The following is an 18,429-nucleotide window of genomic DNA, read 5'->3' as shown; positions in this document are numbered from 1 at the left end:
GTCGCGGCGGACTCGACGCGGTGTCATGACGCCTCGCCGTAGACGAGGCCGGGCAGGTTCTCCGGGGTGTCGAAGATGACGACGAACTGGCGGTTCCAGACGGACTCCGCGGCTGCCGGGCCGTCGGCGTCGTCCTGGTGGAAGTGGCGTACGTCGAGGCGCCCTTCGGCCATGATGCGCCGGGACAGGGCGGTGAAGTCGGGCTGCGCGCGGGGGTCGTGGCGCCACATGACGAGCGGTACGCCGTGCCGCAGGGCCATGCTGACCTCGTGGCGGCCGGTGTCGGAGCCGGGTTTCTGGGTCAGCAGGACCCCGGCGACGGGTTCGGCCGCGCCTCGGCCCTGCTGGTCCAGTGCGGTGATCTGGCACAGCAGGCGGCCCGAGCTGCGCCGGGTGCGCCGCCAGTGGTCCTGCCACACGGCCCGCCAGGTGCTGTTGTGGAGGCGGTCCAGGCTGTGCACGACGAGCGGGAACGAGGCCGCGGCCGGGGGCAGCGCGCCGTGGCCGATGAGTTTGTCGGGGTGGTCGATGAGGTCCAGCGGGAGGATGTACTCGACCTCGATCCGGTCGAGCGGGACGCCGTGGCCGTCGCGGAGCATCCGGCACGACATCTCGACCCGGTCGAACAACTGGCCCAGGGCGATGACCCGTTCGGCGAGCGGCATCGCCAGCCGCTGCCAGGCGCCGGGGTGCGGCCAGCACTGGAAGTAGAACGACACCGTCCAGCCGTCGGGGTCGCTGTTCGGGTCGGGGGTCAGCTCGACGAGGAGCCGGGCGGAGGTGGCGCGCTGCACGGGCGCGCTGATCAGCCGGGCGCGCAGCTCGTCCACCTGCCGGGCGTACCCGCTGTCGTCGTGCTCCGCCTCGGGGTCGTCCGGGGAGCGCCGGGCGATGTCCAGGCGCAGCGCCCAGTGCCGGTTGCAGGCGCGTACGGTGTCGGCGGTGGTGCCGCCGACGGCGCTGGCGAGGAGTTCCAGGAAGCGCAGGGCGGGCGGAAGTTCGGGGGTGTTCTCGCGGGTGCAGACGAGGTGGACGAACGCCTTCCAGGGGTCGTCGCAGTGGGCGGGCGGGGTGGGGGCCACGGTGTCGGTGCCGGTGACGGCGCGGGCGTAGAGGGCGGGGACGGGGACGCCGCCGAGGTCGGCGTGGACGAGTTTCTGGAGAGCCTCGCGCAGTCCGCACCAGGTGTGGACGCCGGTGAGGTCCAGGGCGTGCAGCTCCTCGGCGAGGTGGGTGAGTTCGGCGGCGGTGGACTCGTCGTGCGGGGCGCAGAGGCCGGTGTAGGCGGCGGCCAGGTCCGCACAGCCGTCGGGGCGGGTGGCGAGGTGGTCGACGAGGGCCGGGAGGAGGGCGGCGGTGTCGAGGTGGGCGGTCTCGGGGCCGTCCGGCAGCAGGCGGTCCAGGAGGGTGCGGCGGGCCGCCGGGGTCGCGAGGGGTTCGGCGTGTTCGAGGCGGGACAGGATCGCCGCGAGGACCTTGCGCCGGTTGTGGGGTGCGCCGTAGCGGTGGTCGCGGTGGCGGAGGCGGAACCCGGGGTGTTCGGTGAGGCGGGCGACGGGCAGGACGGTGAGGCGGCGGGCGTTGCCCTGGTCGGCGCCGACGACGACACCGACCAGCGCGCGTTGTCCCTCCACGAGGACGGCGGCGCCGGAGACGCCCTGCCAGCCGGCCGGGGACTCGGGGGCGTCCTCGGCGTCGACCTCGATCGTGCGCAGGTCCGAGCGGTTCAGGTTGGCCGGGCGCAGCCGTCCCCCGCACTGGTGGACGTCGTAGGCGGTGCGGTCGGTGTGGAAGAACGCGGGGAAGCCGAAGACCTCGAACTCGACGATGCGCGTGCCCTCTCCGCCGAGGCGGGGCCGGTGCCGGGGGTCGGGCGGCTGCCAGCCGGCGCCGGTGACGGCGAGGAGGGCGGCGTCCGGTCCCGAGTCGGGGTCGGCGGGTCCGGGCCGCCCGCTCCACACGAGGTCGCAGCGGTGCCAGCGCGCGTACGGGGGGACGTTTCCGCGGCGGACCTCCACGACGGCGTCGGGGGCGGTTTCGTCTTCGGCGGGCCACAGGACGTGTGCCGCGGTCAGGATCAGGTCGTCGTCGAGGAGCCAGCCGGAGCCGTGTCCGAGCTGCCGGCCGTACGGGTCGCGGACGCTGATCTCGACGAGCCGGTCCGGGGTGGTCGCGGAGCCGGCGGGATAGGGCTCGCCGTCCTCCGCCGACGCCGGGAAGACGCCGCTCACGCGTTCACCGTGCCGAGTCGCCGGGGCGCGGCGGCGGGGCGCTGCGCGGCAGGCCGGTGGGGTCCGTGACGTTGAGGGAGCCGCGGGGTTTCAGCGACACCACGAGGCGGGTCGCGGTGCGCCGCGTCCACGAGCGCCCAGCCTTGGCGGTGACGTACCAGGCCACCCCGCCCTCGGCGCTGTCGCTGCGTTCCGCCTCTACGTCGAGTTCCACGCTGATGTCCTGGACGCTGAACCCGAGTGTCCTGCCCACCCCTTGCCGCTGCGCCGCCTCCAGGTCCGTGCGCAGCGACTCGATGGCCTCGGTCAGCGTCAGCCGGTGTACGTCCCGCCCCATCCGGTCCCCCTCCGGTTCACCCGCGCGGTGTGTCCGGGACACAGAATCCCGTCCTTGGTCATACCCATGCGGCGGGCTCCTGACGCCCTGTCGGATCGGGCGAGGGGGGCGTCGGAACCGGGCCGTGCGGCTTCCGGCCCGGGGCCGTACCGGGTCCGCCGTCCGGTGTCTCACCCCGCCGCGGCCCCCGCCCGCACCTCCCGCACCACCTGCGACTCCGTGAACGCCCGGCTCACCCGCGCCAGCCAGGCCGCCTCGTCCTCGACGGTCTCCAGCGCGGCCGTCGGAGCCGGATAGCCGGGCACCCCCACCGGCGGCTGCCCGGTGCGCTTGGCCTCCAGGGCCGCCGCGAGGACCGCCGCCTCGAAGACCGCCTCCCGGTCGTCGAGGGACGACACCGCCTCGGCGGCCCGGACCAGCACCTCGGGCCGGTGGTACGGGCGCAGCGCGAGGCTGCCGTCGCGGATCTCGATGACCCGGCGGTAGAGGGCGAACTCGGCCTGCCGCAGGGGGGTGCGGTGGTGCGGGGCGAGGGCGATCTCGGGGAGTTCGGCGTAGAGCGCGGACCACAGCGGGTCGAGGGCGCGATGGGCCCGGCGGGCGCGCCACCAGCGGACCGGCGCCGACCACAGGGTGGCGGTGGCGCCCGCCGTGGCGAGGACGGCGGTGATCATGCCGAGGGTGGTGGAGACGAGGTCCTCGCCGGTCGCCTGGCTGCCCCGGACGAGGTTCGCGGCGACGTCGTCGAGGGTCCACAGCGCCCACAGCGCGGCGGTGGCCGTGGCGAGCGTCGCGAGGACGAAGCCGGTGCGCAGGGAGCCCGCGCGCATGCCGCGGGTGCGGCGCAGGAGGGCGCGGGCCATGACGTACAGGCACCAGCAGACGTATCCGGCGAAGAGCGTGTTGTAGGAGGCGAGGACCCAGCCCCGGCCGGGGGCGGCGGTGACCGCCGTGTCGGTGACGGTGACGCCGGCGCCGAGGAACAGGCTCACGGCGAGGAGCTGGAAGAGGAGGGCGGCGTGGACGCGGCGGCGGCGCAGGGCCGGCCGGGGGGCCGTCGGGCCGAGGCCGGGGGCGATGAGGGCGAGGAACGCGGCTGCGGCGGCGTTGAGCTGGTAGGGCAGGAGGATCTCGGCGGCCGGCCGGTCGAGCAGGGCGCTGACGGCGGGGGCGTTGAGGAGCATCGCCGTGCCCGCGCAGAGCGCGAAGCCGGCGGTGTCGCGCTGGGTGGGGTCGGTCCGGCCGCCGCGTGTGGTGAGGAGGCGGTGGGCGGCGAAGGTGAGGAAGAGGAGGGCCGCGAGCCAGGCGGTGAGGTCGCTCATCGGGCGGGGCCGAACAGGGAGCGCAGGCGGGTCTGTTCGGGGTCGGCGAGGGCGGCGCGGCTCAGGATGAGGGAGGCGACGAGTTCGGCCTCCTCCTCCTGCGGCTCGGTGTAGACGGTGCGGCCGAGGACGCGTCGGACGAGGGCGGGCGGGAGGTGCGGGAGGAGGACCGCGACGGCGGAGGTGGCCGCGCCGGACGTCTCGTGGTGGCCGCACAGGAGGTGGGCGACTTCGTGGAGCTGTATGTGCTGCTGGTGCAGGGGGGTGGTGTCGGCGGGGTAGAGGATGCGGTCGGCCCGGTCGGTGGTGACGAGGAGTCCGCAGGGCAGATGGGGGCGGGCGGAGACGGGGACGAGTTCGATGGGCCGGTCCCGGTCCTCGGCGAGCCGTGCGATGAACTCGGCGGTGTCGAAGGGTCTGGGCAGGTCGAGGCCGTCCACCAGCCGCCGACAGCGTTGCCACAGGCGCTTGTCGCTGCGCACGTCGTCCCCCGGTCAGTCGTCGCTGCGGCTCTCGCGGCGGGCTAGTACGTCGATCATGTCGCTGATCGTGTTCACGCCCTCCGGTGAGAGGTTCACCGCGCGCAGGGCGACGCTGCGTACCTTCGCGTCCCTGAGCGCGCCGAGCAGTTCGAGTTCCTTGGCGATGGCGGCGCCCTGGTCGTCGTCGAAGAAGTAGGCGACGGGGACGTCGAAGAACTGGGCGAGCGCTTCGAGGTGACGTTTCGTCGGGTTGTCGCGGCGGCCGGTCCGCAGCTGCCACAGGTAGGTGGCGGAGAAGGTCTCACCGGTGGCCTCGCGGCAGGCGCGGGCGACCTCCTCGTGGCTGAACTGCTCCCGGTTGGGGCGCCGGACGATGCGGAAGAGGGCCTCGATCTTCTCCGCGAGGGTCGTCGCGGTGTCGCTCACGTTCCGCCTCCTCAGCCTGCGTGGGTCCGCCGTGGACCGGCCTTCACGATAGCTGACGCCGCGACGCACACCGAGTTATTAGCAGACATGGATGGTTCATATCTTCCATGAGCTGATATGAATGACAGGCATCACCCGAAACCGAAGGGAGCCCCTCATGCCCAGGAGCCGTCTCATCCGGACCGCCGGTTCGGCCCTCGCCACGGCGGCGCTCGTGACCGGCGTGTCGGTGGCCGTCGCGGCGCCCGCCTCCGCCGAGAAGGCGGTCTGCATCTACTACAACCCGTACACCGGGGAGTACAGCAACGCGCCGTTCTCCGGAGTCGTCAACCAGACCTACTACGACCCCACCACCGGCACGTACAGCAACTCCTGCTGACCCCGGCACCCCGAAGGGGCGCCACCCTCACCGGGGTGGCGCCCCTTCGGCATTCACGGGTCACGAACCCTTTACGCCATTGTCATGCGCAGGTAATTTCAGTCGTTGCAACCGCTTGCAGGAACTTCCAGAAACCCCTTGCGGCCCGGTACCGGAGACGCTCATGAGACGCACACCCCCACGCTTTCTCGCGGTGTTCACAGCGGCGGCAGGACTGTTCGGCCTGCTCACCGCCACCCCCGCCCCCGCCCGGCCCCTCGCCGAGGCGGCCAATTCGGCGACCGTCTTCTACTACACGAAGACCAAGAACTGGCCCGCCACCTACCTGCACTACGCCCCCGACGGCGGTTCCTGGACAACCGTCCCGGGCCTGCGGATGACGGCCGCCTGCACGGACTGGGTGAAACTCACCGTCGACCTCGGCTCCGCCGCCGGCCTCCAGGCCACCTTCAACAACGGCAGCGGCACCTGGGACAACAACGGCGGCAGGAACTACGCCCTCGGCACCGGCACGATCACCGTCAAGGACGGCGTCGTCGCCCACAGCGACCCCTGTACGACGACCCCGCCGACGCCCGGCAACCAGGCCACCGTCTACTACTCGACCGCCTCCCTCGGCTGGACGACCGCCAACATCCACTACGCCCCGAACGGCGGCGCCTGGACGACGGTCCCCGGCATCGGCATGGACCCGGCCTGCACGGGCTGGTGGAAGAAGACCCTCGACCTCGGCACCGCCACCGGCATGCAGGTCACCTTCAACAACGGCAACGGCGTCTGGGACAACAACGACAGCCGCAACTACGCGCTGCCGACCGGCGTCTCGACGGTCAAGGACAAGACCGTCACGACGAACGCCACCGACCCCTGCGCGGCGCAGCCCCCGGACACGCAGGCCCCGAGCGTCCCCGCGAAGGTCACCGCGACCGCCACGAACACCTCGGTCGTCGTCTCCTGGGACCCCGCCACGGACGACCGGGGCGTCACCAAGTACCAGGTCACCCGCACGGGCGGCACGAAGAGCACGACGGTCACGGACGTGACGTCGACGGTCCTGTCCGACACGGGACTTGAGGAGCGCACGGCGTACACGTACACCGTGAAGGCGCTCGACGCGGCGGGCAACGCGTCGGCCGCCTCCGCCGCCGTGTCCGTGACCACCGGCGACAAGCCGCCCACCCCTCAGACGGGCCGCCCTCTCGGCACCGATCCGCGCGAGGACCCCATCTACTTCGTCCTCACCGCCCGGTTCTACGACGGCGACACCTCCAACGACCGGGGCGGCAGCCAGCACACGAAGTCCGGGAACGCGGCGAACGACGACCCCATGTTCCGGGGTGACTTCAAGGGGCTCGTCGAGAAACTCGACTACATCAAGGGCCTCGGCTTCTCCGCCGTGTGGATCACGCCCGTCGTCCTCAACCGCTCGGACTACGACTACCACGGCTACCACGGCTACGACTTCTACAAGGTGGACCCCCGTCTGGAGTCGGCGGGCGCCTCCTACCAGGACCTGATCAACGCCGCGCACGCCAAGGGCATGAAGATCTACCAGGACGTCGTCTACAACCACTCCTCCCGCTGGGGCGCCAAGGGCCTGTTCACGCCGAAGGTGTACGGGGTCCGGGACGCGCAGTGGAGCTGGTACCACGACGAGCCGAACTCGGCCTTCGAGTACGACGGGCTGACCGTCGAGACGAAGTCCGGGAAGTCGTACTACAACGGCGACCTGTGGTCGACGGCCGAGCCGACCGGCAACACCTGCGTCAACTGGGGGAAGCCGACCGGCGGGAAGAGCGCCGAGGGGTACACCCTCTACAACTGCCAGTGGCCGAACCCGACTTCGGGCATGTTCCCCAAGGCGTACTACCACAACTGCTGGATCGGGAACTGGGAGGGCGAGGACGCCCGTTCCTGCTGGCTGCACGAGGACCTGGCCGACTTCGACACCGAGTCGGCGCCCGTGCAGAACTACCTGATCGGCGCGTACGACAAGTACATCGACATGGGCGTCGACGGGTTCCGGGTCGACACGGCCGTCCACATCCCGCGCGTGACCTGGAACCGGCGGTTCCTTCCCGCGATCCAGGAGCGGGTGACGCAGCGGTTCGGGGCCGATGCCGCGCGGAACTTCTTCGTGTTCGGGGAGGTCGCCGCGTTCGTCAACGACAAGTGGAACCGTGGGTCGGTCAACCACTCCGCGCAGTTCTACACGTGGAAGGAGCGCAAGGAGTACAGCGCGGACGACGAGAAGGCGGCGATCGAGCAGTTCGACTACGAGAACGGGCAGGGCACCGGGAACCAGCCGACGTCCACGAACGCGTTCCTGAACGGGAACGCGTACCACGCGCCGGACCGGTCGCGGTTCTCCGGGATGAACATCATCGACATGCGGATGCACATGAACTTCGGTGACGCGTCCAACGCCTTCCACAACGGGAAGGACTCGGACGACAGCGTCAACGACGCGACGTACAACGTCGTCTATGTCGACAGCCACGACTACGGGCCGAACAAGTCGTCCGAGCGGTACACGGGCGGGACCGACGCGTGGGCCGAGAACATGGCGCTGATGTGGACGTTCCGCGGGATTCCGACGCTGTACTACGGGTCGGAGACCGAGTTCCAGAAGGGGAAGAAGATCGACTGCGGGCCGACGTGCCCGCTGGCGACGACCGGGCGCGCGTACTACGGCGACCGTCTCCAGGGGAGCGTCACCGCCTCCGGGTTCGGGACGGTGTCCAGCGCGTCCGGCGCCGTCGCGACGACGCTGGAGGCGCCGCTCGTCAAGCAGCTCCAGCGGCTCAACCAGATCCGGCGGGCGGTCCCGGCGCTCCAGAAGGGGCAGTACTCGACGGAGGGCGTCTCGGGGAACATGGCGTTCAAACGCCGGTACACCGAGGGCGGGGTGGACAGCTTCGCGCTGGTGACGGTGACCGACGGGGCGACGTTCTCGGGGGTGCCGAACGGGACGTACAAGGACGCGGTCACGGGTGACACGCGGGTCGTCGGGGACGGGAAGCTGAGCGTCGGGGCGCCCGGGAAGGGGAACGCGCGGGTGTACGTGCTCGACCTGGGCGGGGCCAACTCGGCGCCCGGGAAGGTGGGGACGGCGGGGCCGTACCTCAAGTAGCGCGCCGGTGCGGGCGGGCGGAGTGGGATTCACGCGGTTGTGCGATCATGCGCCGGTGAACACGGACAACGGCCCTTCCCAGGGCATTCCCCCCACTCCGTCCGCCCCGTCCGCTCCGTCCACCGCCGGGTCCTCGGGCTTCGCGGCGGAGTTCAAGGACGCCGTCACGCTGCGCGCGTTCGGTCTCGTCCTCGGCGGGCTGGTGGTCCAGCTCGCCTTCATCGTGTCGTACATCGGCGCGTTCCACTCCCCCACCCCCCACCGCATCCCCGTCGCGGTCGCCGCCCCCCAGCAGGTGTCCGCGAAGATCGTCGCCCAGCTCAACGCGCTGGACGGCGATCCCGTGAAGGCCGAGGCCGTGGCCGACGCCGACGCGGCCCGCGAGCGGGTCCTCAAGCGCGAGACGGACGCCGCGTTCCTGTTCGACGCGACCGGCACGAAGGACACACTGCTCGTCGCCTCCGCCGGCGGCCCGTCGGTGTCGCAGACGGCGACGCAGATCGCGCAGAAGATCGAGGCGGCGCAGAAGCGGCAGATCACCGTCACGGACATCCGGCCACCCAACTCCGGTGACGGGCGCGGCATGACGTCGTTCTATCTCGTCCTCGGCTGGGTCATCGGCGGCTATCTCACCGCGACCATCATGGGCATGGCCGCCGGTTCCCGGCCCGCGAACCGGCACCGGACGCTGATCCGCCTCGGTGTGCTGGTGCTGTACGCGCTGGTGTCGGGGCTCGCCGGGGCGGCGATCGTCGGTCCCGGGTTCGACGCGCTCGGCGGGCACTTCTGGGCGCTGACCGGGATCGGGACGCTGGTGGTGCTGGCCGCCGCGACGACCGCGCTCGGCCTCCAGACCCTGTTCGGGCTGATCGGCACCGGCGTGGTCATCCTGTTGTTCGTCGTGCTGGGCAACCCGAGTTCGGGCGGGGTGTACCCGGCGCCGCTCCTCCCCTCCTTCTGGAGCGCGATCGGGCAGGCGCTGCCGCCGGGCGCGGGGACGACCGTCGTGCGCAACACCGTGTACTTCGCGGGGCACGCGACCTCGGGGGCGGTGTGGGTGCTGAGCGCGTACGCGGTGGGCGGGGCCCTGCTCGCCGTCGGGGCGTCGTGGTGGCGGGAGGACAAGGCGGCGCGGGCGGTCTGAGGCCGGCCGTGCCGCCTGCGGCCCCGGTGGTCCTCGGTGGCCCCGGGGCCGCCGCGTGTCCTTCGCCGGGTGCCCGCTTGGCCGCGCCCCCATCGCGATATAGCGTTAGTCTTCCTGCCTCGCGACGCCGCGCGGGAGAACGGGGAGGGAAGCGATGCCGGAAGAGATCTCGGCCAGCGACAAGCTGCGGGCCTCGCACGCGGACCGGGACCGGGTGGTGGACGTCCTGCGCATCTCGGCCGGGGACGGCTGCCTGACCTCGGCCGAGCTGGACGACCGTATCGAACTGGCCCTCTCCGCGCGCACGGTCGGCGAACTGACCGTCCTGACCGCCGACCTGCCCCCGGTCTCCACCTCCTCGGGCACGACCGTCGCTGACGTCAAGGACGTCCTGCGCATCGAGCAGACGTTCAGCAAGGTCGAGCGGGTCGGCCGCTGGATCGTCCCCCGCCGCCTCGAACTCGTCACGCAGTGGTGCGACGTGACCCTCGACTTCACCCAGGCGGAGATCACCCAGCCGACCCTCCACATCGACATGACCATGTACGGCAAGACCCTCACCCTCATCACCCGCCCCGGCATCGTCGTCGACGCCGACGCCCTCCGCGTCCAGCACGCCAAGATCACCTACCCCCGCCACCCCACCCACCCCTCCCCCACCACCCTCCGCATCGAACTCACCGGCGACAAGGCGTTCGGCCGGGTACGGGTGCGGCCGGCACGGAGGTCGGTGGGGCAGTGGCTGCTGCGCAGGCCCGCCTGACGTCACGCGTCCAGTTCTTCGGACGGGAGGAGCACGAGAGCCTGCGCCACTCGTTCGGCCTGGGTGTCGCGGCCCTGCATGCGGTAGAGCGCGAGGGCTTGGCGCAGGGTGGCGCGGGCCTCGGAGGTTTCGCCGAGGGCGGTGTACGTGCCTCCTAGGTGTTCGAGCGCGGTGGCTTCGTCGTACCGGTTGCCATTGTCGCGGAACCTCGCGAGGGACTGTTCATATCGGTGCCGTGCGACACGGTGGTTGCCGGTGTGGTGCGCGATGTAGCCGAGGCTGTGCAGGGTGTCCGCTTCGACAGCCACATTCCGGTGGCGCCGTGCCAGAGCGAGCGCCCTGAGGCAGTACTTCTCGGCCGGTCCGTAGTGGCCCATCATGGCGTGCGCCTCCCCCACGTGACCGAGAGCGTGAGCCACCTTCCCCGGGTAGCCGAGTCGTTCGAAGAGGCCTAGAGCCCTCAGTGAGTGATCCAGGAAGCCCGGGAAGTCGTTGTGTTCCCCGCAGAGGCAACTCAAACTGATGTGTGTGAGCGCCAGGTTCAGCAGATCGCCGGAGCTCTCCGCGAGATCGAGGGCGCGCTGCGCCCAGACCATGCCCTCCGCATGATCATCCATGCGGGAGGCGGCGTTCGCGAGACGGCGGCACGCCTCGATCTCGTAGCCGGGCTCGCCGAGCCACCGAGCCGCGACCAGTCCCGACCGCCAGGTCGAGAGCAGGTCCCGTACGTGATGGCGGCGCTCCTGGAACGTGTCGAGCGACCAGGTCAGTCGGTACAGATAGAGGTGCCATTTCCTCCGGAGGGCGAAGCGGTGCGCGGCGAGCAGGCAGGGTTGCTCCGTGTCGAACCAGTGCAATGCCGCCGCGACGTTCTCCAGGGGCATGCGGTGCGTCCCCGGCGGAGAGGCGTCGAGCTCGATCTCCGGCAATTTGTGCGGATGAATGAGCAACGAACCCTCGTGAGCGGTACGGAGGTAGAAGTCGAACAGCCTCTCCCATGCCTCGTCCCGCATCTCATCCGTGAGTTTCTCCTCACCCCTCTCCGCACCGAACAACCGCACCAGATCATGCAGCCGATAGCGATCAGGCAGGTACTGCTGCACCAGATGCGCGTTCTCCAACACCCCTAGCAGTCGCCGGGCCCGGGCGGGTGGTGCCGCCAGGAGGGACGCCGCCGCGGGAAGCCCGATGTCCGGTCCGGGCGCGAGTGCGAGGAGGAGGAACGCCGTCTCGGCGTCCCGGTCGAGTGACCGGAGGGAACAGGACATGACGGCCCGCAGATCGGTGCTCAGGTCTCCTCCGCTGAGCGCGTCGAGCCGTGTCGCACTGTCGCGCAGTTCCTCTGCGAGCACGGCCAGCGGAAAGCCGGGCCGAAAGGCGACGTGCGCGGCGGCGATGCCGAGCGCGAGCGGCAGACCGGCTCAGTAGACCAGCAACTCGGCGACGGCGCGGGGCTCTTGGGTGAGCCTTGGTTCGCCGAGCCGACGGCTGAGCAGCAGCCGTGCCTCGTCCTCGGCCAGTGGGCGCAGCCCGATCAGACGGGCCCCGCGCGCGACCAGCCCGGCAAGGCGGTCGCGACTGGTGACCAGGACCGTGCAGGTGCCGGTACCGGGCAGCAGCGGCTCGACCTGGCGGCTGTCCCGCGCGTTGTCCAGCACGATCAGCATCCGCTTGCCGGCGATCAGTGTGCGGTACAGCGCGATCTGGGCCTCCAGGTCGAGGGGGATCGCGCCGGGGTCGATGCCGAGGGCGTCGAGGAAGACCCGGACGGCGACGCCCGGCGGCATCGGTTCGTCGACCGGGTCGAATCCGCGCAGGTCCACATGGAGTTGTCCGTCGGGGAACAGGTCGAGCCGCCGGTGTGCCCAGTGCAGCGTCAGTGCGGTCTTGCCCACTCCTCCGGCGCCGCCGATCGCGGAGACGACCACCGTGGCCCCGCTCTCCGGTGCCGCGCCGAGCCGGTCCAGTTCGCCGGTCCTGCCGACGAATCCCACCGGCGGAGCGGGCAGTTGGCGCGGGATCACTGTCGGCCGCCTGGAGCCGTGCAGATGGACCTCACCCGTCACGGAATGCGCCTGTATCACCCCGCCGGGGAAATTCCCGCCCTGAATTCTGTTGTCCGTGACCGCTTCTGTTTCCTTGCGCTTTTCTTCTGCCCGACGTTCTTCCACGCGCAGCCGCCCACCGTCGACGCGAGCCCGAGAATTCATCATTGCCGAGAGAAAGGGCAGCGCACAGTGTTTTCTCTCTTTTCCTTCCCGGGCCCGCGTTCCTGGGTCAGTGGTCCGTACGCCGTGCGTGCGCCTCCGCCAGCACCAGATAAGCCGAGGCCGTCCAGGTGTAGGCCCGGTCACGGAGTCCCGTTCCGGTCAATGCGTCGAAGTTCTCGGCGAAGCCGTGGGTTTCGCAGAGGGCTCGGAAGCGGGCGTTGACGTCGTCGGCGAGGCGGTGGTGGCCGGCGCGGCGGAGGCCGTCCTCGACGAGGACGGTGGCGGGGGCCCAGATGGGGCCGCGCCAGTAGCCGTCGGAGAGGTAGTGGGGGGAGTCGGTGAGTTCGGTGGCGAGGCCGTAGGGGGTGAGGTGGGATTTGAGGCGGTCGGCGAGGGTGCCGGCGATGTCCGGCGGGAGGTGTTCGCCCAGCACGATCGGCATGAGGTCGAGGAGGCTCGCGCTGGTCCAGCTCTCGCCGGTGGCGGCGGAGCGGGCGGTGAAGCGGTCGCCGGTCCACAGCTGGTCCAGGAGGGCCGCCTGCGTGTCGGCGGCCAGGGCGGTCCAGCGGGCCGCTTCGGCGGGCTTGGCCAACTCCTCGGCCAGCGAAGCCAGTTCGTGGAGTTGCAGGATCAGGAACGCGGCGAGGTCGGCGGTGACGACGACCCGCTCGGGGTCGAAGGTCGTCGCGTTGTCCCAGCCGCTGTCGTTGCCGTGCTGGTAGTGGGGCAGGTCGGCGCCGGGTGCCCGGCGTGCGGTGAGCCAGAACCCCGTCCAGCGCTCCAGCCGGCCGTACACCTCGGCGAGCGCGTCCCGCCCGGGCGGCTCCGGCAGCCGGCGGCGCAGCAGGCCGAACGCCCAGCCGTGGATGGGGGGTTTGACGAAGTTGCGCAGCACCTCGGAGTGCGTGACCGAGTCCGGCAGCGCACCGCTCGCGTCCTGGTGGTCGAAGGGCAGCGCGAACTGGTCCCACGCCAGCTCCGGGCGGCCGGGCGCCAGGGCGAGGGCGTTGAAGCAGTGGTCCCAGCTCCACACCTTGTCCATCCAGTGCTTGGACATCAGCACGCCGGGCCGCGTGACGAGCCCGGTGGGCGCGACGGTCGCCGACCACAGGACGTACGCGGCGAGTTCGGCGGCGGGTGTGTCGTCCGACCGCCAGGGCGCGACCGCGTCGGCGAACGCGGCGAACTCCCCCCGGGCCCGTGCCACGACCTCCTCGAAGGGGCCGGAGGACGCGTAGGGCGGGCGGGCGGTGTCGATCTCCTCGATCGCGATCTCCCAGTCCCCGGTGACGGCGACCCCCCGTTCCGCCGCCCCGAGCGCCTGCGCGCCGACGACCTCGGTGAGGGTGCCGGACAGGACGGTGACGCGGTAGCGGCGCCCGGTCTCGTAGGACGTGAAGACGTGCGCGCCGGCCGCCGGGTCGTGGAAGAAGTACGTGCCGCTGAACGGGGTGAGGGTCGGCGCGGCGGCGAACACCCCGGCGTCCAGGCCGTGTCCGCGCAGCCGCAGCGTGTCCGGCGTCTCGTAGGCGAGTTCGACGCGCCCGACCCCGCCGGTCCAGGTGAGGAGTCCGGGGACGGCCTCGACGCGGGTCTCGGCGCGGGCCCCGGTGACGGGGTCGAGGGGGACGAGGCGCAGGACGCCGTGCATGCCGTTCTGGTGCGAGACGAGATGGAGGTCGTCGGCGTACGTCTTCTCCGCGACGACGGGCGAGACGTCGAACCAGGAGCCGGAGTGGCTGAACGGGATGTCGTGGACGGAGAAGGCCGGACCGGAGGGGACAGCGGTCATGGGGGGAGACTCGTTTCTGGAACTGGGTTCGGGCATGGCGGTGTTCAGTCCTTGACCGCACCGGCGGTGACTCCGGCGGCGACGTAGCGCTGGGCGAGCACGAGGATCACCGCGGCGGGGAGCGAGGCGACGACGGCGGTGGCCATCACCGCGTTCCACTCCTGGTTGTTGTTGCCGATGTAGTGGTAGATGCCGAGGGTGATCGGCTCGTGGGCGCCGCCGTTCACGAGCGTGCTCGCGAAGACGAAGTCGGACCAGGACCACAGGAACGCGAACAGGGACACGGTGACGACGGCGTTGCGGCTCATCGGCAGGACGACCGACCAGAACGTGCGCAGGGTCCCGGCCCCGTCGGTCTTCGCGGCCTGGAGCAGCTCGCCGGGGATGCCGGACATGAACGCGGTGAAGATGAGCACCCCGAACGGCACGGCGAGCGTGGAGTCCGCGACGATCAGACCGGGCACCGACTGGAGGAGCCCGAGCTGGAGGTAGATCGCGTAGAACCCCATCGCCATGATGATCCCGGGGATCATCTGCGCGGCGAGCAGGACGAAGCTGAGCACTCCCCCGCCGCGCGGCCTCAGTTTGGCGAGCGCGTACCCGGCGGGCGCGGACAGCGCGACGGTGAGCAGGACCGTGCCGAGTCCGATCACGAGGCTCGTGCCGAGGTAGGGGAGCTGGTCGTCGAGGACGGTCCGGTACCCGGCGAGCGTGCCGTGCACGGGGAACAGGTCGGGCGGGCTCTTGCGCATGTCCTGGTCCCGGGTGAACGAGACGTTGACCATCCAGTAGACCGGGAAGAGCATCACCCCGGTCAGCAGCAGCCCGATCGCGGTCTTCCAGCGGCTTCTCATGCCATCGCCTGCTTCCGCTGCACTCTGAGGTAGACGAACCCGAAGACCAGCGCGGCGACGACGAGGAGGTTCCCGACGGCCGCGCCCGGCCCGAACGCGGGCAGCAGGTTGCCGAACCCGAGCTGGTAGGACCAGGTCGCGAACGTCGTCGACGAGTCCGCCGGTCCCCCCTTGGTCATGATCCAGATGATGTCGAACACCTTGAGGGTGTAGATCAGCCCGAGCAGCAGGGTGATCGCGGACACCGGCCGCAGCAGCGGGAAGGTGATCGACCAGAACCGCTGCCAGGAGTTCGCCCCGTCCAGCGACGCCGCCTCGTACAGGCTCCCCGGGATGGACTGGAGCCCGCTGTACAGCACGACGAGGTTGAAGGGGACGCCGATCCAGATGTTCGCGAGGATCACCGAGACCAGCGACCAGGACGGTGACGTCAGCCAGTTGACCGAGCCGAGCCCGACGGCCTTGAGCGCCGCGTTGACGATCCCGGAGTCGCTGTTGAGCATCCACGACCAGGTCGACGCGGACACGATCAGCGGCAGCAGCCACGGGACGAGGAACAGGGCGCGCAGGGTCGCGGAGAGCCGGAAGTGCTGGTGGAAGAAGACCGCGAGGGCGAGTCCGATGGCGTACTGGAAGGCCAGGGAGACGAAGGTGAAGACGGCGGTGTGGACGAGCGCGGGCAGGAAGGTCGGGTCGTCGAGGACGGTCCGGTAGTTGTCGAGCCCGGTGAAGGGGGCGTCGCCGTTCACGAAGGAGCGGACGGTGTAGTGCCTGAGGCTCAGGTCGAGGTTGCGGTAGAGGGGGTAGGCGTAGAAGAGGACGAGGTAGAGGGTGACCGGGGTGAGGAAGGCCCAGGCCGCCCACTGGCCGGAGGATGGCCGCCGCCGCTTCTCGACGGCCGCCTTCCCCGACACCCGGTCACGGGTCATCTGCATCGTCACTTGACCGCGCCCTGCGCCGAGGACAGCGCGTCCTTCGGCGACTTGGAGCCGCTCAGCGCGGACTGGACGGCCTTCCAGAGCTGCTCGGAGATCTTCGGGTACTTGGTGCCGAGGTCGTCACTGGTGCGGCCCTTGGCGGACTTGACGGCCTCAACCCACGGCTTGAGCGCGGGGTTCGCGGCGACCTGCTTGGTCTGGACGGCCGCGGTGGGGGCGACGTAGGAGAGCGCGGAGTCCGTGTCGTACAGGCCCTGTTCGCTGGTCAGGCAGGTCGCGAGCTTCTGGGAGGTGGCGTAGCGGCCGGTGTCGTCCTGGACGGGGAGGGTGACGAACTCGCCGCCGGTCGGGGCGGGCGCGGAGGCGCTGTTCGCGCCGGGGATCGGGAGCACGCCGTACTCGAAGCCGGCCTTCTCGGCGTTGGCGAGCTGCCAGGTGCCGTTCTCGGCGAAGGCGTAGTCGCCGGTGGCGAACTCCTGCCAGCTGGTGGTCTGGGTGTTGTTGAGGACGGAGTTGGGGGCGTAGCCGTTCTTCAGCCAGTCCTTCCAGAGGGTGAGCGCGGACTCGGCCTGCGCGGAGTCGAGTTGGGTGAGCTGGGCGCCCGATCCCCAGTACCAGGGCAGGAACTGGAAGCTGCCTTCCTCGGTGCCGATCGCGGAGAAGGTGATGCCCTTCTTGCCGGCCTTCTTGACCTTGTCGAGGGCGGCCGTGAGGGAGGCCCAGTCCTTGATGCCCGCGACGTCGACGCCGGCCGCCTTGAGGACGGTCTTGTTGTAGTAGAGGGCGAGGGTGTTGGCGCCGATGGGGGTGCCGTAGGTCTTGCCGCCGGACTGGCCGGCCGCGAGGAGGTTGGGGTCGACCTTCGAGGTGTCGAGCTTGTTCTCGGCGGTCGTGGTGAGGACGCCGGCCTCGGCGAGGGTGGAGACGACGGGGTTGTCGACGACGAGGAGGTCGGGGGAGTTGCCCTGCTGGGCGGCGAGGAGCGTCTTGTTGGCGAGGTCGCTCGTGTCGAAGCCGGTCCGCTTGACCTGCACCCCGGCCTCGCTGCCGCACCGGTCGAGGAGCTTCACCCACGCCGAGTCCTTCGCGAACTGCGGGTAGGGGTCCCAGACGGTGTACGTGCCGCCGTCGGAGCCCTTGCTTCCGGTGCTGTCCGATCCGGAGGAGCAGGCGGTGGCGGCGCCCGCCACGGCGAGGGCGGTCAGGGCGGCGGCGGTCAGACGGCGCTGTCTGGAGGAACTGTTCATCGCGGGGGTTCCTTCGGTGAAGTCGGTGGAGGTGCCTGGGTGTGTGTCTGCGAGGGCGGCTACGGCGTAGCCGGCCCGGTGCTGGCCCGCAGCGAGATCGGCGGCGTCAGGAGGTGGTGGCGGGGTGGCGCGTCCGGCTGGTCGAGCCGTTCCACCAGGAGGTCGACGGCGCGCCGGCCCATCTCCTCGGCGGGCACGTCGGCCGCCGTGAGCCGCGGGGTGACCGTCTCGGCCCAGCGGGCGGCGACGACCCCGGTGACGGAGAAGTCGCGCGGGACATGGCGTCCGGCGTGCGCGAGGCCCCGGTAGACGCCGCCCAGCGACGCCTCGTTCAGGGTGACGAGCGCGCTGGTGCCGGGGTCGTCGTGCAGCATCCGCTCCACGCACGCCTGCCCTGACGGCGCGTCGTCCCCGCAGGGGTACGCCCTGACGGTCAGCCCGCGTTCGGCGGCGGCCTTGGTGAAGCCGTCCAGGCCCCGGTGGGCCGACTCGTAGCCGGCGCGCAGGAGTTGTTCGGGGCGGTTGACGAGGGCGATCCGGCGGTGGCCGAGGTCCGCGAGGTGGTGGACGCAGGCGGCGGCGAGCGCGGTGTGGTCGAGGCCGACCCACCAGCTGGTCTCGGGGTGCGCGATCCGGCCGATGGTGACGGCGGGGAAACCGAGGTCGGCGAGGTGGTCGACCCGGTCGTCCGCCAGCTTGATCTCCATGAGGATCGCGCCGTCCACGCGCCGCTCGCCCAGCAGGCGCTGGAAGGAGCGGTCGCTGTCGACGCCGCTCGGGGAGAGGAGGACGTCGTAGTCGTAGGAGGCGCCCGCCTCGACGACGCTGCCGATGAAGTCGAGCTGCATGCCGGTGTAGTGGTCGCCGGCGGGCGGGAAGACCAGGCCGATGGTGCTGGTGCGGCCGTTGGCGAGGGCGCGGGCGGAGGCGTTCGGGCGGTAGCCCAGGTCGTCGATGACCCGTTGGATCTTGTGGCGGGTCTCGTCGGAGACGGGGCGTTTCCCGCTGAGGGCGTAGGAGACGGTGCTCCGGGAGACACCGGCCCGCCGAGCGATCTCACCGATGTTCACGGGGCTCCTTCGTCGAACCGGTTCGGCCACGTCCCGGCTTGTCGAACCGGTTCGCGTGAAGTGAAGGTAGGAACCCTCCGAGCCGCTGTCAACACCCCTGA

The 18,429-nt window shown here is 71.0% G+C and carries 16 protein-coding genes; 4 read left to right on the top strand and 12 right to left on the bottom strand.

Features of this window, described 5'->3' with window-relative positions:
* Nucleotides 1–23 precede the first annotated feature (23 nt).
* The 5 genes from ABZX85_RS15625 to ABZX85_RS15605 form a co-directional block, all read right to left on the bottom strand.
* Nucleotides 24–2,231 carry a hypothetical protein gene (locus ABZX85_RS15625; RefSeq protein ID WP_355867529.1) on the bottom strand — a complete coding sequence of 736 codons (2,208 nt, stop codon included), beginning with the start codon at nt 2,229–2,231 and terminating at the stop codon, nt 24–26.
* Between the two features lie 4 nt (nt 2,232–2,235).
* Nucleotides 2,236–2,610, bottom strand: coding sequence for a trypco2 family protein (locus tag ABZX85_RS15620; protein ID WP_355867526.1), 375 nt, complete (start codon nt 2,608–2,610; stop codon nt 2,236–2,238).
* Between the two features lie 128 nt (nt 2,611–2,738).
* The gene (locus ABZX85_RS15615) at nt 2,739–3,890 is read right to left on the bottom strand and encodes an MAB_1171c family putative transporter (RefSeq protein ID WP_355867523.1); all 1,152 of its coding nucleotides are present in this window, start codon (nt 3,888–3,890) and stop codon (nt 2,739–2,741) included.
* Nucleotides 3,887–4,372, bottom strand: coding sequence for a ParH-like protein (locus tag ABZX85_RS15610; RefSeq protein WP_355867520.1), 486 nt, complete (start codon nt 4,370–4,372; stop codon nt 3,887–3,889). Before ABZX85_RS15610 ends, ABZX85_RS15615 begins: the two co-directional genes overlap by 4 nt.
* Nucleotides 4,373–4,384: 12 nt before the next feature.
* A complete protein-coding gene (locus tag ABZX85_RS15605; protein WP_355867518.1) occupies nt 4,385–4,798 on the bottom strand; it encodes an XRE family transcriptional regulator in 414 nt (137 codons plus the stop codon).
* Nucleotides 4,799–4,955: 157 nt separating this feature from the next.
* Between ABZX85_RS15605 and ABZX85_RS15600 the strand changes: the two genes are divergently transcribed.
* From ABZX85_RS15600 to ABZX85_RS15585, 4 genes are all read left to right on the top strand, one after another.
* The gene (locus ABZX85_RS15600) at nt 4,956–5,177 is read left to right on the top strand and encodes a hypothetical protein (protein WP_355867515.1); all 222 of its coding nucleotides are present in this window, start codon (nt 4,956–4,958) and stop codon (nt 5,175–5,177) included.
* A gap of 163 nt (nt 5,178–5,340) precedes the next feature.
* Complete coding sequence (locus tag ABZX85_RS15595; protein ID WP_355867512.1) at nt 5,341–8,310, top strand: carbohydrate binding domain-containing protein; 2,970 nt, start codon at nt 5,341–5,343, stop codon at nt 8,308–8,310.
* A gap of 55 nt (nt 8,311–8,365) precedes the next feature.
* Nucleotides 8,366–9,454 carry a DUF3533 domain-containing protein gene (locus ABZX85_RS15590; RefSeq protein WP_355867509.1) on the top strand — a complete coding sequence of 363 codons (1,089 nt, stop codon included), beginning with the start codon at nt 8,366–8,368 and terminating at the stop codon, nt 9,452–9,454.
* Nucleotides 9,455–9,608: 154 nt separating this feature from the next.
* On the top strand, nt 9,609–10,217 hold the full coding sequence (locus tag ABZX85_RS15585; protein WP_355867506.1) for a DUF1707 domain-containing protein: 609 nt from the start codon (nt 9,609–9,611) through the stop codon (nt 10,215–10,217).
* Between the two features lie 2 nt (nt 10,218–10,219).
* Here ABZX85_RS15585 and ABZX85_RS15580 read toward each other — a convergent pair whose 3' ends face one another.
* From ABZX85_RS15580 to ABZX85_RS15550, 7 genes are all read right to left on the bottom strand, one after another.
* On the bottom strand, nt 10,220–11,569 hold the full coding sequence (locus ABZX85_RS15580) for a tetratricopeptide repeat protein (protein ID WP_355867503.1): 1,350 nt from the start codon (nt 11,567–11,569) through the stop codon (nt 10,220–10,222).
* A 69-nt stretch (nt 11,570–11,638) separates the two neighbouring features.
* On the bottom strand, nt 11,639–12,283 hold the full coding sequence (locus tag ABZX85_RS15575) for a hypothetical protein (protein WP_355867500.1): 645 nt from the start codon (nt 12,281–12,283) through the stop codon (nt 11,639–11,641).
* Between the two features lie 211 nt (nt 12,284–12,494).
* Nucleotides 12,495–14,219, bottom strand: coding sequence for a trehalase family glycosidase (locus ABZX85_RS15570; protein ID WP_355867497.1), 1,725 nt, complete (start codon nt 14,217–14,219; stop codon nt 12,495–12,497).
* Between the two features lie 44 nt (nt 14,220–14,263).
* Nucleotides 14,264–15,073: a carbohydrate ABC transporter permease gene (locus ABZX85_RS15565; protein ID WP_355867494.1), complete on the bottom strand. Its 810-nt coding sequence runs from the start codon at nt 15,071–15,073 to the stop codon at nt 14,264–14,266.
* Nucleotides 15,070–16,008 carry a sugar ABC transporter permease gene (locus ABZX85_RS15560; protein ID WP_355867929.1) on the bottom strand — a complete coding sequence of 313 codons (939 nt, stop codon included), beginning with the start codon at nt 16,006–16,008 and terminating at the stop codon, nt 15,070–15,072. Before ABZX85_RS15560 ends, ABZX85_RS15565 begins: the two co-directional genes overlap by 4 nt.
* 2 nt (nt 16,009–16,010) lie before the next feature.
* Nucleotides 16,011–17,258, bottom strand: a complete 1,248-nt coding sequence (locus ABZX85_RS15555) for an extracellular solute-binding protein (protein WP_355867491.1) — start codon at nt 17,256–17,258, stop codon at nt 16,011–16,013.
* A gap of 59 nt (nt 17,259–17,317) precedes the next feature.
* Nucleotides 17,318–18,328, bottom strand: a complete 1,011-nt coding sequence (locus tag ABZX85_RS15550) for a LacI family DNA-binding transcriptional regulator (protein ID WP_355867488.1) — start codon at nt 18,326–18,328, stop codon at nt 17,318–17,320.
* Nucleotides 18,329–18,429 lie beyond the last annotated feature (101 nt).

The organism is Streptomyces sp. NPDC004539, from assembly GCF_040610055.1.
Lineage (GTDB): Bacteria > Actinomycetota > Actinomycetes > Streptomycetales > Streptomycetaceae > Streptomyces.
Note: the sequence above shows the minus strand (reverse complement) of the source record. Positions and strands in the feature narration are given on the sequence as shown.

Coding starts and splice junctions, on each gene's coding strand:
- ABZX85_RS15615 (WP_355867523.1), bottom strand. CDS start 3,890: ATGAGCGACCTCACCGCCTGGCTCGCGGCCCTCCTCTTCCTCACCTTC.
- ABZX85_RS15600 (WP_355867515.1), top strand. CDS start 4,956: ATGCCCAGGAGCCGTCTCATCCGGACCGCCGGTTCGGCCCTCGCCACG.
- ABZX85_RS15595 (WP_355867512.1), top strand. CDS start 5,341: ATGAGACGCACACCCCCACGCTTTCTCGCGGTGTTCACAGCGGCGGCA.
- ABZX85_RS15585 (WP_355867506.1), top strand. CDS start 9,609: ATGCCGGAAGAGATCTCGGCCAGCGACAAGCTGCGGGCCTCGCACGCG.
- ABZX85_RS15570 (WP_355867497.1), bottom strand. CDS start 14,219: ATGACCGCTGTCCCCTCCGGTCCGGCCTTCTCCGTCCACGACATCCCG.
- ABZX85_RS15565 (WP_355867494.1), bottom strand. CDS start 15,073: ATGAGAAGCCGCTGGAAGACCGCGATCGGGCTGCTGCTGACCGGGGTG.
- ABZX85_RS15560 (WP_355867929.1), bottom strand. CDS start 16,008: ATGCAGATGACCCGTGACCGGGTGTCGGGGAAGGCGGCCGTCGAGAAG.
- ABZX85_RS15555 (WP_355867491.1), bottom strand. CDS start 17,258: ATGAACAGTTCCTCCAGACAGCGCCGTCTGACCGCCGCCGCCCTGACC.